Here is a 12,408-nt window from a genome sequence, read left to right as displayed (position 1 = left end):
CGCGTCAGCGCTTGCCGGGTTCCGCTCGGCGGAGGAGCCTCGATAGCAGGAGCCCCTCGCGGCCCGCTCACCCGCCGGGCCGCGGCCTTCCGAGGAGGTCACCCATGGCTACCACGGCAAGCCCCGCCTTCGACACCGAGGTGCTGCGCCGAGGCACCGAGCAGGCGGACGCGTCGACCCTGCTGTCGCTCTACGCCGACGACGCCGAGCTGCGCGTCGTCGACCACAACACCCAGCCCAGCCACCCCAAGGTCCTGCACGGCCGCGGGGAGATCGGCGCGATGCTGGAGGACGTCTGCAGCCGGGACATGACGCACAAGGTGGAGCAGTGCGTCGTCCAGGGCGACCAGGTCGCCTACACCGAGTCCTGCGAGTACCCGGACGGTGTGAGGGTCCTGGCCAGCTCGATGATCACCCTGCGCGACGGCAAGATCGTCGAGCACACGCTGCTCCAGGCCTGGGACGAGTAGCCGGGCGGCACGCACCCCGGGCCGACCGTCGGCCTCCGTGACCAGCGGCGCGCGGTCATGCGGGTACAGCGTCATGCGGTCACGCCGTCATTCCGGTACGCCCACCGCGTCCAGCAGCCGGTGCATGTCCGCCTCGGCGAGTCGGGGGTTGGAGGCCGCGGGCCAGGCCGTGTCCGGCTCCTTGAGCAGTTCCTCGATCCTGTCGCGGGTGAGCCGGGGATCGGACGCGGCGGCCCTGCGCACCCACACGGCCTCGTCGCGGGTCAGGCGCTCGATCACCTCCGGTGAGGCGTCCGGGTCCTGAACGGCCAGCCGCCGCAAGCGGGGTTCCTCGTGGTCGGCGTACCGGGCGAGGCCCTTCCCCGGGAACTGCGGCAGGCGCACCATGTCGTGGACGGAGCGGCCGTCCCACTCCAGCGCCGTCCGCAGCAACACCCCGGCCGGCGCGTCCGGTTGGTGCTCGCAGATCATCAGACGGACCACGAAGTCCTCGTCCTCGGCGAGCCGTTCGACGAGATCGGCCGGGAGAGCCGGGTGGACGGCCGCGCTCCTGCGCAGCCAGCGGTGGGCGGAGGACGCGCAGGCGCGCAGGGCGTCCGAGTCCCCGTCGAGCGCCAGGACCCAGCCGAGGGGGCGCAGGGCGTCCGAGCGCCGCACGCTGTGGTCGACGGTCGCGCGCTGCTCCTCGGTGAGTTCGGGGCGCGCCGACACCGCGCGGCGCACCTCGTGCTCGGGGTCCGCGGCCAGCCGCGCCACCAGGTCGGGCGGCAGCGACGGATTGCCCGCCAGCGTCTGCCGGTCGTAGGGGTCGTCGAGGTCCATGAGCCGCTCGGCGGTGGCGCGGGGAAGGCACGCCCCGGCCAGGATCTCCCGGCGGTGGACCGGTGCCATGGCGGCGAGCACGCCGTCGGTGTGGGCGGGGTCCGTCCGGCACGCCTGCCGGGCCGCCGCAGCGCGTACGGCGGTGTCGGGGTCGGCGAGCAGTGCCGCCCGGTCGGCCGGGGTCAGCGCGTCCCAGGCCCGGCACACGCCCGTGCGGACCCCGGGGTCGCCGTGGCCGGTGTGACCGGCGAGGATCCTGGCCGGGATGCTCGGCGACATGGCCGCCGTGCCGCGCACCTCCGGGTCGGCGGCGGTGAGCAGCCGGGTGTACACGGCGTCGGGGAGGGGTTCGGCGGCGCCGCGGTACGGCGTCGGTCCGTGCGCCAGCTCCAGCAGTACCCGGCGGTCGGTGTCGTCCACCAGCCGTGCCCGGTCGGCCGCGGAGGCGCCCTCGCTCTGGGCGAAGGAGGCGCGCATCCGCCAGTCCGGGTGGGTGACGAACGCGTCGACCACCGCGGCCGGCAGCCCCGCCCGCCGACAGAGCAGGAACCAGGCGGCCCTCGCCTCGGGCCGCATCAGCCGCAGCAGCACCCCGGCGCTCGCGGCCCTGTTCAGGGCCAGGCCCTGGACGACCTCGCTCCGTTCGTACGTCATTGATCGGCTCCCCCGTCGTCGTACCGGCCGGTCATCGTACGGCGGGGGCGGCAGCCGGAGAGGAGAGGCGGTTTCGCGTCATCGCGGGCCGTCCGCCTGATCCGGGGCGGTAGCGCCGCCATACTGGCCTGCGTGCGCGTAGCGATCATGACGGCGGGTTCCCGGGGCGACGTGGCCCCGTACACCGGGTTGGGGCACGGGCTGGTGCGGGCCGGGCACGAGGTCACCCTAGTGACGCACGACCGCTTCCGGCCGCTGGTGGCGGGATCGGGGATCGCCTTCCACGCGCTGCCCGTGGATCCGCGGGCCGAGCTGGAGTCGGCGAGCGGGCGGAAACTGCATCGCAGCAGCACCGGTGCCGGGAAGCTGCTGCGGGCGGTGAACATGGCCCGTGACGCCGTCGGGCGGATGGCCGACGACCTGGTGGTCGCCGCCCGCACCAGCGAGGCCCTGCTGCTGGCCGGCACGCTCGCCCCGTTCGGACACACCGTCGCCGAGGCACTGTCGGTTCCGAGCTTCGGAGTGAACCTCCAGCCACTGGCGCCGACCGGCGAGTTCGCGCCCCCGATGACGGGGGTGCGGTCCTGGGGGCCCGTCCTCAACCGGGCGGCGGGGCACGCGGTGAACCTCGCCGTGGAGTGGATCTTCACGGAGGAGGTGCGCAGGCTGCGCGCCGCGTACGGGCTGCCGCGCAGCGGGCGGGTCGCGGCGCACCGGGCCCGGGAGCGGCTCGGGTGGACGGTGTTCCACGGCTTCAGCGCACGGGTGGTGCCCCGGCCCGGCGACTGGCGGCACGGACTGGACGTCACCGGGTACTGGTGGCCGTACGACCGCGAGGACCGGCTGCCCGCGGAGGTGCTGGACTTCCTCGACGCCGGGCCGGCCCCGGTGTTCGTGGGACTCGGCAGCGCCACGGTGCCGGATGCCGAGCGGATGAGCGACCAGGTCGTACGGGCCCTGCGGGCGGCCGGACTGCGCGGGGTGATCCAGCGCGGCTGGGGCGAACTGCGCGGCGAGGGCGACGACATGCTGACCGTCGGCGAGGTGCCGCACTCCCTGCTCTTCCCCCGGATGGCCGCGGTCGTGCACCACGCGGGCGCCGGCACCACGGCGGCCGGCCTGCGCGCCGGTGTCCCCGCCGTACCGGTCCCCGTCCAGTTCGACGAGGCGTTCTGGGCGGCCCGGCTCGTCGCCCTCGGGGTGTCGCCGGGAGCGGTACCGCTGCGGGGCTTCACCGCCGACGCCCTGGCCGCGGCGCTGCGACGGGCGACCAGCGACCCGTCGTACGCCCACCACGCCCGCACTCTGGCGGAGGAGCTGAAAGCGGAGGACGGGGTGGCCCCGGTCCTGGAGGCGGTGAACCGGCTGGCGGGCTGAGGCGACGGGTCGGTCCGGCGAAGGGAACATGCCGACCGTCGGTGTCTCAGGGCAGGGGGCGCCACCCCACCGGGCGGAGGATCCCCAGGAGCAGTCGGACCAGTTCGTCGACCACCTCGTCGAGGTCGGCGTCGACGTAGCCGGCCTGCCAGTCGTGGAGGAGGCCGTTGACGCTGCCGATGAAGGCCGTGGCGGCGAGGCGGTAGTCGCGGTGGGCGGCCTCCCCGCGGTCGGCGGCCGCGGCGGCTTCCGCGCAGAGGAAGTCGACCCAGCGGGAGCGGCGTTCGAGACGCTGCCGCTCCAACCGGGGGCTCACGCCGATGATCTCGGTGAAGGTGATGCGCAACCGGCGCGGATCCCCGGTCACGTTGGCGGCGTACGCGCGGAACGCGGCGGTGACCCGCTCGGCCACCGGCCGTCCCTCCGCCGTGGCGAGGCCGGTGAGCGCGGCCTCCTCGGCCCAGTCGTTGACCTGGAGGTGGAGCGCGGCCAGCACGTCCTCCAGGGTGCGGAACTCCTCGTAGAACTGACGGGTCGACAGACCCGCCGCCTCGCTGAGGGCCGCGATGGTGGTGCCCCGGAAACCGGGGCTGTCGCCGAAGAGTTGGAGGCCCGCGTCGAGGAAACGGCGTCGGCGCTCGGCCTGGCGCTCCTCGGCGGACCGTCCTCCGTAACGGCCGGTGGGCTGTTTGAGCCTGCCCGCCACGCTTCTCCTCCCGACACAGCGTCACCCGTTCGACGGTCGAACCGACGCTCCCCCGATTTTGTCGTGTCCGTGGGCTTGTGGAGAAGCACACCCGTTCCTTACTTTCCAGTAAGTCAACTCTGAACGCCGCTGTATTCAGATTTCTCCACCCCGTTCTCTCCCCAGAGCCGCCTTGTCATGCCCCCAGCAAGCAGGAGGAACCAGCCATGATCCCCACCCCCGGCCCCCGTCGGCGCCGGACCCGTCACCTCGGTGCCGTGGCCGCCGCGCTCACCCTGACCGCCTCCGCCGCCGCGACCGCGTCCGCCGCCCCCGCGGCCGGCACCGCGGACCTGCGCGAGGTGATGTTCGTGGGCAACAACTGGGAGGGCACCGCCGATGTCATCAAGGGCTCCGGCGACTTCGCGAAGATCGGCCGGGTGAACGTCATCCCGGACAAGGCCCAGCGGATGGCGGAGATCAACGCCAACCCGATCAAGTGGATCGCCTTCATGACGATCCGCAACAGCGTGGGCGAGGGCCACGACCAGTTCGTGGACGACATGTACTCCACGCCCGACGGCTCGGCGATGGTCGTCTCCCGCCCCAGCTTCGCCGACGTCGTGTCGATCAACCTCACCACCGGCGCCATCAACTGGCGGTTCCCGGTGTCGGGTTTCCGCGCCGACCACATGGCGGTCTCCCCCGACGGCAAGCGGGTCGCGGTCTCGGCGTCGACCGGGAACACCGTGCACGTCCTGGACATCGTCACCGGCAATCAGGTCGGTTCCTTCAAGACCGGCGACAAGCCGCACGAGAACATCTTCACCCGTGACGGCAAGTACATCTGGAACATGGCGATCGGCGATGTGAACACCCAGAGCGACGCGCCCTGGCTGGACTGGACGAAGGGCGACCGGAAGATCACCATCGCCGATGCGAACACCTTCCAGCAGGTCAAGGTGATCGACATGCGCGACCGGCTGAACGCGATCGGGCTGAACGACTACTCGGACGCCGTCCGCCCCGCCGCGTTCTCGCCCGACGAGACGAAGCTGTACTTCCAGGTGTCGTTCTTCAACGGCTTCTTCGAGTACGACATCGCCACGGACAAGATCACTCGGACCAAGACCCTGCCGAAGTCGCCGGGGGTCAGCGACGACCGCACCACCTTCGTCAACGACTCCCGTCACCACGGCCTCACGATGAAGCCGGACGGCACCAAGCTGTGCATCGCGGGGACGATGGACGACTACGCGACCGTCGTGGACCGCGCGACCCTCCAGGAAGGGCCGCTCGTCCCCGTCTCCAAGCCGTACTGGTCGACCGTCAGCGGTGACGGAAAGTCCTGTGTGGTCTCCGAGAGCGGCGCCGACCAGGTCACGGTGATCGACTTCGCCACAGGGAAGAAGACCTTGTCCGTGCCGGTCGGCGACCACCCGCAGCGGGTGCGCGTCGCGCAGGTGCCCGCCGGCTGGACCGGGACCTCCGCCCGCTGACCTTGGACTGACCTTCCGCTAGTTGAACTCCGAGGCCAGCCACCCCGACAGCTCCGTGCGCGCCGCGTCCAACCGCGTCGCGGACGGGGCTGTCGCCCCGTTGGTGACCAGGGCGTAGTGCAGCTTGCCCGAGTCGGGGGCGGTGAGCAGCAGCCGTCGGCTGCCGGTGCCGCCGGGTTCCTTGGCCGCCGCGATGGGAGTGGACGTGGTGTACGCGGGCGGCGCGGACGTCACCCCGAGGTCGGACACCACGGTCGTGGACGCGGTGGGGAAGGACGCCGGCAGGTGCAGTTCCGTCGGCTCGGTGCTGCCGTCGGAACGCCACACCAGCAGGGCGTACTGCCCGGACCCGACGAGCGAGGAGACGTTCGGCAGGGTGCTGGGCACCGGGTTCCAGGTCAGCGTCGTGGAGCCGTCGCGGGAGCGGTCCTCGTAGGTGAAGGCGAGGGCGCTGCCCGCCGTGGCGCTCGGGTAGACCCGGTCGAGGAGCCGGGCGTCCTGGCGGAGCACGGCCGTACCGGAGTCGTCGAGGCGTACGGCGGAGAGGTCCTCCCCGTTCCAGGCGTCGCCCTCCCTCTGCACCTTGTCGGGGTTGTCGTTCATCAGCTCGCGGTGGCGGCCGTGGTAGAGGTCCCACTGCCACTGCGAACCGGACAGGACCGGGCCGGAGGCGGCCGGGTCCGACCACCAACTCCCGCCCTTCACGCGGGAGTCGAGCGCCTGGTACATGGCCTTGTAGACCGTGGGCGCCTTGTCGGAGACCGACCCGGCGAGCGGGTGCCCGAACTCGCTGACGATCGCGGCCGTGCCACCGGCGGTGGCCCGGTCACGGATGGTCCCGAAGTTGGTCGTGTACTGGCCGTTCTCCGCCTTGCCCCACATGAAGATGCCGGAGATCGCCTTCTGGTCGTAGAAGTGGGTGTTGAAGACATAGCGCGGCCCGATGGTGCCCGCGTCGAGCAGTCCGCCCTCCTGCTTCTGGAAGTCGATGTTGGCGTTCCAGAAGAGGTTCGGCTCGACGAAGGCGGGCTTGGACTGCCAGCCCGCCGCGTCCATCCGCGCGCGGAACTTGACGTAGAAGGGCCACATGACGTCCTTCTCCCACGCCCTGCTCGTCTGCCCCGAGTCGAGGACGCCGGGATGCGGCTCGTTCCACGGGTCGAAGCCGACGACGCCCTGGAACTGCGCGGCCGAGAGGTTCTGCTTGATGTGCGCCATGGTCTTCTGGGCGGTGGCCAGGAAGGAGTCCTGGACGCCGTACGTGTTGTGCCAGAAGTCGTACGTCGACTTCGTGACGGCGGCGTTGGAGGTGATGTTCTGCCCCCAGAACGGGCAGATGCCGCAGTACTCGTCGGGGTAGTTCCCGAGGTCGACGGCCCACTTGGGGGCGCCGTCGCCGGTGTACCAGCTGTCGGAGTCGAACAGCCACCGGGAGTAGAGGTCCTGGTGGAAGTCCGGGTAGACCCGGATCCCGGCGTCGAGGAAGGCGCCCATCTGGGCGGTGGCCGCCGAGAGATAGGCGGTGTCCACCTGGCCGCGCACGGGCTCGGCGTACGCCCAGGACAGCAGGAAACGGACGGAGTTGCCGCCGCCGAGCGCCCGGAGCGCGGTCGCCGATTTCCTGGCGTCGGCGACCGAGGCGAAGGGCAGACCGTTGTTCTCCTTGAGCTTCGTCTCACCGGAGACGTTGTAGCCGCGCAGGACGACCTCGCGGCCGAGGCCGTCCTTGAACCTGCCGCCGTCGACCGTGAGGGTCGCCGCGGCCTGGGAGTCGAACCAGAGTTCGTCAGTGAGAGCGGAGGCTGGCTGGGTGGGGCCCGCCGTGGTCAGGAAGCCGGTGACGAGTACCAGGACACCGAGCAGACGTGTGCGCAATCTTGACATGTCCGCCACATTCGACATGTCCCTACCGTCCCAATGGACAGCCGAGCCGTCAATACCATCTGACTCACAAGTAAGTACCCGTTTTCTCAAGACAGTTCACCTGCAACGGCGATCCTTCGCCGCCACCGCCCGTCAGGCGGCAGTGGGACGGAGCGATGACCACGGCCTTTCGGCACTGACCGAAAGGCGTGGCCTGCTTTCCGGCAGGCCGACCACACTGAGGCCGAACCACAGGGACCCACCAAGCCCGAGGGTCAGGGCACCTTCGCGGGAGGGGGCGGTCCGGCTGGACCGGTTGCGACCACAGAGGAGATCGAAAGAGCGTGACAAGTTCCAGAAAGCGGGCGGCCGCAATGGTCGTGACGATGATCGCCGCATTGGCCCTTCCGCTGGCGGCGCAGGCACCAGCACAGGCAGCGCCGAACGTCGCGGCCGGAAGGGCCGCATGGACACCGGAGATCTACCCGCTGTACTCGGGCGAGCGGGTATGGGCACGGGATGTGCCGAGTGCCGACCGGAACGCGCAGCTGGGTGCGTGCTCCTGGGCATCTGGAATCGCCTGCGTGTCGGTTGGCCAGGGCGACGGCAAACACAGCATCTTCCACCTGTTCAGGTGCGAAACGCGTTCGCTCTCGAACTTCATCGACGCGCTGGCTGTTCGCAACAACCAGACCGGCGGAGCCGTAGTCCGTTTCTGGGGGCCCAACTATCGCGCCAACATCGAGGCGAACGGCCGGATCACCGAGGTCGTCCCGAACGAGGCGGTGTACGACTTCACTCACGTCGACATCTGCTGAGGGCACATCGCCCCGGGCACGCTGGTCGTGGTGTCCTGGTCGGAAGCCTTTGCGGTGACGGCCCCGCGGAGTGACGACCGTCTGACGTACAGGTGGTCGAGGCCCTGATCGACCACGCTGCGCCGATGTCGTCGGCCAACGCGTCGGCGCCCCGCGACCGGCGAGGCAGCCCCCGGGATGTCGCGAAGGGCCCTGGCCCGCGCGGCCGTCACCGCCCTCCGGCGAGGGTCAGTCCGTGGCCGCTCGCTCGGCTGTCGGGCGCCTGCGCAGGGCCGGCTCGGTGAGGGGGCGGGGCTGCCAGACGCCGTCGGCGCGGTAGAGGTCCGTGCCCGGGGCGACGATCTCGTCGATCCGGTCGAGCACCGGGTCGTCGAGCACCACGTCGGCCCCCTTGAGCAGCGAGGTGAGCTGGTCCATCGTGCGCGGGCCGATGATGACCGAGGTGACGGCCGGGTGCACCAGCGGGAAGGCGACGGCCAGTTCCGGCAGGGTTCGGCCCATCTCCTCGGCGAGGACGACGAGGCGCTCGACGGCCGCGTACTTCTCCGCGTTGCCCGGGAGCGCCGGGTCGAAGCGGTGCGGGGTGAGCTTGGGCCGGCCGGCGGTGAGGTCGACCGGTCGTCCCTCGCGGTAGGCCCCGGACAGGAAGCCCGAGGCGAGCGGCGACCAGGTCAGCACCCCCATGCCCAGACGCTCCGCGGTGGGCAGCACGGCCCGTTCGATGCCGCGCGCGAGGATCGAGTACGGCGGCTGCTCCGTGCGCAACCGCATCAGCCCGCGCCGCTCCGCCACGTGGTGCGCCTCGACGAGGTCCTCCGCGGGGAACGTGGAGCAGCCGAACGCCCGGATCTTGCCCGCCCGTACCAGGTCGGTGAGGACGGACAGCGTCTCCTCGATGTCGGTGGTGTGGTCCGGGCGGTGCACCTGGTAGAGGTCGATCCAGTCGGTGTCCAGCCGCCGCAGGCTGTCCTCGACGGCACGGACGATCCACCGGCGCGAGTTGCCGCTGCGGTTGCGTCCCTCGCCGAGCGGGAAGTGCACCTTGGTGGCGAGCACGACGTCGTCGCGCACTCCCTTGAGTGCCTTGCCGACGATCTCCTCGCTCTCCCCGGCCGAGTACATGTCGGCGGTGTCCACGAAGTTGATGCCGGCGTCGAGCGCGGCGCGGATGATGCGCGCGCCGTCCTCGTGGTCGGGGTTGCCGACGGCGCCGAACATCATCGTGCCGAGGCAGTGGGTGCTGACCTCGATGCCGGTCTTGCCGAGGACTCGATAGCGCATGCCGTTGCTCCGTCGCAGGTGGGGTGGGGCGGAGCGTCAGCCTAGGAGTTGGAGTGCGCTCGACCGCAAGGGCGGGCGGCGGGCACCGTCGGCTCCCGCCCGTCCCACCCCTGGGTCGGCCCGCCCGTACCGCCGGTGTCAGTCGAAGGCGGCGCGCAGTGCGGGCAGCAGTGTCTTCTCCGACCAGTCCAGATAGGCGGGTTGGGAGTCACCGCCGATCTGCACCAGCGCGATCTCGGTGAACCCGGCGTCGGCGTAGGGGCGTACGGCCTCGACGAAGGCGTCCGGGTCGTCGCCGCAGGGGATGGACTCGGCGACGTCCTCGGGCCGGACGAACTGGGTGGCCGAGTCGAACGAATCGGGGTGCGGCAGCTCGGAGTTGACCTTCCAGCCGCTGCCGAACCAGCGGAACTGGTCGTGGGCGCGCCGGACGGCCGTGTCGCGGTCGGGGTCGTAGCAGATCGGCAGCTGACCCACGCGGGGCTTGCCCTCGCCGCCGTGCCGGTCGAAGGCCGACAGCAGTTCGGCGTCCGGCTCCGTCGCGATGACGAGGTCGGCGAGCCGGCCCGCGAGGGCGCAGGACTGCTCGCCGGAGACGGCGATGCCGAGGGGCGGCGGCTCGTCCGGCAGGTCCCACAGCCGGGCGGACTCCACGTCGAAGTGGGGGCCGTGGTGGGTCACATGGCCGCCCTCGAAGAGCGCCCGGATGATCTCCACGGCCTCCTCCAGCATCTCGTGCCGTACGTCGACGGAGGGCCAGCCGCCGCCCACGACATGCTCGTTGAGGTTCTCGCCCGAGCCGAGCCCGAGACGGAACCGTCCCTCGGACAGCAGCTGCATCGTCGCCGCCTTCTGCGCCACCACCGCCGGGTGGTAGCGGAACGACGGGCAGGTCACATAGGTCATCAGCGGGATGCGGGAGGTCGCCTGGGCGGCGGCGCCGAGGACGCTCCACGCGTACGGCGAGTGGCCCTGCGAGCGCAGCCACGGGAAGTAGTGGTCGGAGGTGACCGAGAAGTCGAAGCCCGCGTCCTCGGCCCTGACGACATGGTCGACGAGCTCACGGGGACCGGCCTGCTCGGTCATCATCGTGTATCCGATGTGCACCATGGCTGCCGGGTCCCCGGCCGGGGCGGGTCCGAAACAGCCCGTCCGCGCCTCCTGGGGCAGGTGGGGCACTCCCCCGGGGCACGGCTGCTCGCGGCCCGCGGGCCGGAGGGGCGGCGGAGGCGGAACTGTCGGACGCTGGAACCGCGGGGGTGGTGAGAGGAGCGCGGCCATGCGTGAGGTCCTCCCGGCGGTCGGCGCGTGGTACGCGGCGGGCGCCCCGTTCGGGCTCGCGACCGTCGTCACGGTCACCCGGAGCGCGCCCCGCGAACCGGGAGCCGCCCTGGCGGTCGGCCCCGGCGGCGAGGTCGTGGGCAGTGTGTCCGGCGGCTGTGTGGAGGGCGCGGTGTTCGAACTGGCCCAGGAGGTGGTGGCGTCCGGGCAGGCGCGGCTGGAGACGTTCGGGTACAGCGACGAGGACGCGTTCGCGGTGGGGCTGACCTGCGGCGGGGAGATCGGTGTGCTGGTGCGGCGGGTGACACCCGAGGAGGACCCGGCGCTGGGGGAGGTCGTCCGGGCCGTGGCCGCCGGCCGACCCGTGACCCTGGCGACCGTCGTCGACGGCCCCGCACCGCGCGGCGCCACCCTCGCCGTCCGGCCGGAGGCGGTGTCCGGCTCCCTCGGCGCGGCCGGGCTGGACGCGGCGGTCGCCGCCGACGCGCGCGGGGAGCTGGCCCTGGGCGCCACGGTGGAGCGGCACTACGGGCCGCACGGGGAACGCCGTGAGGACGCCGTGACCGTGTTCCTGCACTCGTTCGCGCCGCCGCCGCGCATGCTGGTGTTCGGCGCGATCGACTACGCGGCCGCGGTCGCCCGGATCGGTGTCTTCCTGGGCTACCGGGTGACGGTGTGCGACGCCCGGCCCGTCTTCGCGACGCCGCGGCGGTTCCCGGACCCCGTCGAGGTGGTCGTCGAGTGGCCGCACCGCTTTCTGCGCGGGACACCCACCGACGACCGCACGGTCGTCTGCGTCCTGACCCACGACCCGAAGTTCGACGTGCCGCTGCTGGAGGAGGCGCTGCGCCGGCCGGCCGCGTACATCGGGGCGATGGGCAGCCGACGTACGCACGACGACCGGATGCGGCGGCTGCGGGAGGCCGGCCTGGACGACGCCGAGCTGGCCCGGCTGCGCTCCCCCGTCGGCCTCGACCTGGGCGCCCGTACGCCCGAGGAGGTGGCGGTGTCCGTCGCGGCGGAGATCGTCGCGCTCAGGTGGGGCGGCAGCGGGGCGCCGCTGACGGTGACGGCCGGGGCGATCCATGCGCCGACGCCGTGAGTGACTGGCCACCTAGGCGGCCCCGGGAGGGGTCCGGGTGAGGGTCAGGTGCGGGGCGGCAGCCGGTGCAGGCGTACGTCCCTCAGCTCGCCGTCCGTCGCGGTCGCCGTCATGTACGTGCAGTGCGGCTGGCGGCGCCGGTCCGTCGGGGAGCCGGGGTTGAGCAGCCGCAGGCCGGTGTCGGTGGTGGTGTCCCAGGGGATGTGGCTGTGGCCGAAGACGAGGACGTCGGTGTCGGGGAAGCGGTCGGCGCAGCGGCGTTCGCGGCCCTGGGCCGGCCCCGTCTCGTGGACCACGGCGAGACGCAGCCCGTCGAGGTCGGCGTGGGCCACTTCGGGGAGGCGGGCGCGCAGGGCGGGGCCGTCGTTGTTGCCGTAGACGCCGATGAGACGGCGGGAGCGCTGTTCGAGGAGGTCGAGGGTGGCCTCGTCGACCCAGTCGCCGGCATGGACGACCACGTCGGCGTGCGGGAGGTCGGCGAGGAGCCGCTCGGGCAGTGCCCTGGCGCGTCGGGGCAGGTGGGTGTCGGACATCAGGAGCAGGCGCACACCACCAG

The 12,408-nt window shown here is 72.0% G+C and carries 11 protein-coding genes; 5 read left to right on the top strand and 6 right to left on the bottom strand.

Annotation, left to right across the window (positions count from 1 at the left end; translation table 11 throughout):
- The first annotated feature begins 104 nt into the window (after positions 1–104).
- Complete coding sequence (locus M8J73_RS03850; RefSeq protein WP_055539205.1) at positions 105–470, top strand: nuclear transport factor 2 family protein; 366 nt, start codon at positions 105–107, stop codon at positions 468–470.
- A gap of 87 nt (positions 471–557) precedes the next feature.
- Here M8J73_RS03850 and M8J73_RS03845 read toward each other — a convergent pair whose 3' ends face one another.
- The gene (locus M8J73_RS03845) at positions 558–1,946 is read right to left on the bottom strand and encodes a DNA alkylation repair protein (protein WP_249828226.1); all 1,389 of its coding nucleotides are present in this window, start codon (positions 1,944–1,946) and stop codon (positions 558–560) included.
- A gap of 147 nt (positions 1,947–2,093) precedes the next feature.
- Between M8J73_RS03845 and M8J73_RS03840 the strand changes: the two genes are divergently transcribed.
- Positions 2,094–3,323, top strand: coding sequence for a glycosyltransferase (locus tag M8J73_RS03840; RefSeq protein WP_249828260.1), 1,230 nt, complete (start codon positions 2,094–2,096; stop codon positions 3,321–3,323).
- Positions 3,324–3,369: 46 nt separating this feature from the next.
- Here the strand turns inward: M8J73_RS03840 and M8J73_RS03835 are convergent, their stop codons facing one another.
- A complete protein-coding gene (locus M8J73_RS03835) occupies positions 3,370–4,029 on the bottom strand; it encodes a TetR/AcrR family transcriptional regulator (protein ID WP_055541098.1) in 660 nt (219 codons plus the stop codon).
- Positions 4,030–4,235: 206 nt separating this feature from the next.
- Here M8J73_RS03835 and M8J73_RS03830 point away from each other — a divergent pair, with 206 nt between their 5' ends.
- Complete coding sequence (locus tag M8J73_RS03830) at positions 4,236–5,507, top strand: beta-propeller fold lactonase family protein (protein ID WP_249828225.1); 1,272 nt, start codon at positions 4,236–4,238, stop codon at positions 5,505–5,507.
- 18 nt (positions 5,508–5,525) lie between these two features.
- On the opposite strand, the gene M8J73_RS03825 is transcribed toward M8J73_RS03830, so the two are convergent.
- On the bottom strand, positions 5,526–7,391 hold the full coding sequence (locus tag M8J73_RS03825; RefSeq protein ID WP_169797914.1) for a glycoside hydrolase family 5 protein: 1,866 nt from the start codon (positions 7,389–7,391) through the stop codon (positions 5,526–5,528).
- Positions 7,392–7,714: 323 nt separating this feature from the next.
- Between M8J73_RS03825 and M8J73_RS03820 the strand changes: the two genes are divergently transcribed.
- The gene (locus M8J73_RS03820; RefSeq protein ID WP_157873296.1) at positions 7,715–8,188 is read left to right on the top strand and encodes a hypothetical protein; all 474 of its coding nucleotides are present in this window, start codon (positions 7,715–7,717) and stop codon (positions 8,186–8,188) included.
- Positions 8,189–8,416: 228 nt separating this feature from the next.
- On the opposite strand, the gene M8J73_RS03815 is transcribed toward M8J73_RS03820, so the two are convergent.
- Together M8J73_RS03815 and M8J73_RS03810 are read right to left on the bottom strand one after the other, a co-directional pair.
- Positions 8,417–9,469, bottom strand: coding sequence for an aldo/keto reductase (locus M8J73_RS03815; RefSeq protein WP_249828224.1), 1,053 nt, complete (start codon positions 9,467–9,469; stop codon positions 8,417–8,419).
- Between the two features lie 138 nt (positions 9,470–9,607).
- The gene (locus M8J73_RS03810; RefSeq protein ID WP_249828223.1) at positions 9,608–10,579 is read right to left on the bottom strand and encodes an LLM class F420-dependent oxidoreductase; all 972 of its coding nucleotides are present in this window, start codon (positions 10,577–10,579) and stop codon (positions 9,608–9,610) included.
- Between the two features lie 169 nt (positions 10,580–10,748).
- Here M8J73_RS03810 and M8J73_RS03805 point away from each other — a divergent pair, with 169 nt between their 5' ends.
- Entirely contained in the window at positions 10,749–11,852 is a 1,104-nt protein-coding gene (locus M8J73_RS03805) for an XdhC family protein (protein ID WP_249828222.1), read from the top strand.
- A 44-nt stretch (positions 11,853–11,896) separates the two neighbouring features.
- On the opposite strand, the gene M8J73_RS03800 is transcribed toward M8J73_RS03805, so the two are convergent.
- A complete protein-coding gene (locus M8J73_RS03800) occupies positions 11,897–12,400 on the bottom strand; it encodes a metallophosphoesterase family protein (RefSeq protein WP_055540716.1) in 504 nt (167 codons plus the stop codon).
- Positions 12,401–12,408: the final 8 nt, after the last annotated feature.

Origin of the sequence: Streptomyces neyagawaensis (assembly GCF_023516595.1) — a bacterium.
In the GTDB taxonomy this organism is placed as follows: domain Bacteria; phylum Actinomycetota; class Actinomycetes; order Streptomycetales; family Streptomycetaceae; genus Streptomyces; species Streptomyces neyagawaensis.
Note: the sequence above shows the minus strand (reverse complement) of the source record. Positions and strands in the feature narration are given on the sequence as shown.

Excerpts from the sequence above, each read along its gene's own strand:
- M8J73_RS03805 (WP_249828222.1), top strand. The coding sequence starts at position 10,749 with ATGCGTGAGGTCCTCCCGGCGGTCGGCGCGTGGTACGCGGCGGGCGCC.
- M8J73_RS03825 (WP_169797914.1), bottom strand. The coding sequence starts at position 7,391 with ATGTCAAGATTGCGCACACGTCTGCTCGGTGTCCTGGTACTCGTCACC.
- M8J73_RS03815 (WP_249828224.1), bottom strand. The coding sequence starts at position 9,469 with ATGCGCTATCGAGTCCTCGGCAAGACCGGCATCGAGGTCAGCACCCAC.
- M8J73_RS03845 (WP_249828226.1), bottom strand. The coding sequence starts at position 1,946 with ATGACGTACGAACGGAGCGAGGTCGTCCAGGGCCTGGCCCTGAACAGG.
- M8J73_RS03830 (WP_249828225.1), top strand. The coding sequence starts at position 4,236 with ATGATCCCCACCCCCGGCCCCCGTCGGCGCCGGACCCGTCACCTCGGT.
- M8J73_RS03850 (WP_055539205.1), top strand. The coding sequence starts at position 105 with ATGGCTACCACGGCAAGCCCCGCCTTCGACACCGAGGTGCTGCGCCGA.
- M8J73_RS03810 (WP_249828223.1), bottom strand. The coding sequence starts at position 10,579 with ATGGTGCACATCGGATACACGATGATGACCGAGCAGGCCGGTCCCCGT.
- M8J73_RS03840 (WP_249828260.1), top strand. The coding sequence starts at position 2,094 with ATGACGGCGGGTTCCCGGGGCGACGTGGCCCCGTACACCGGGTTGGGG.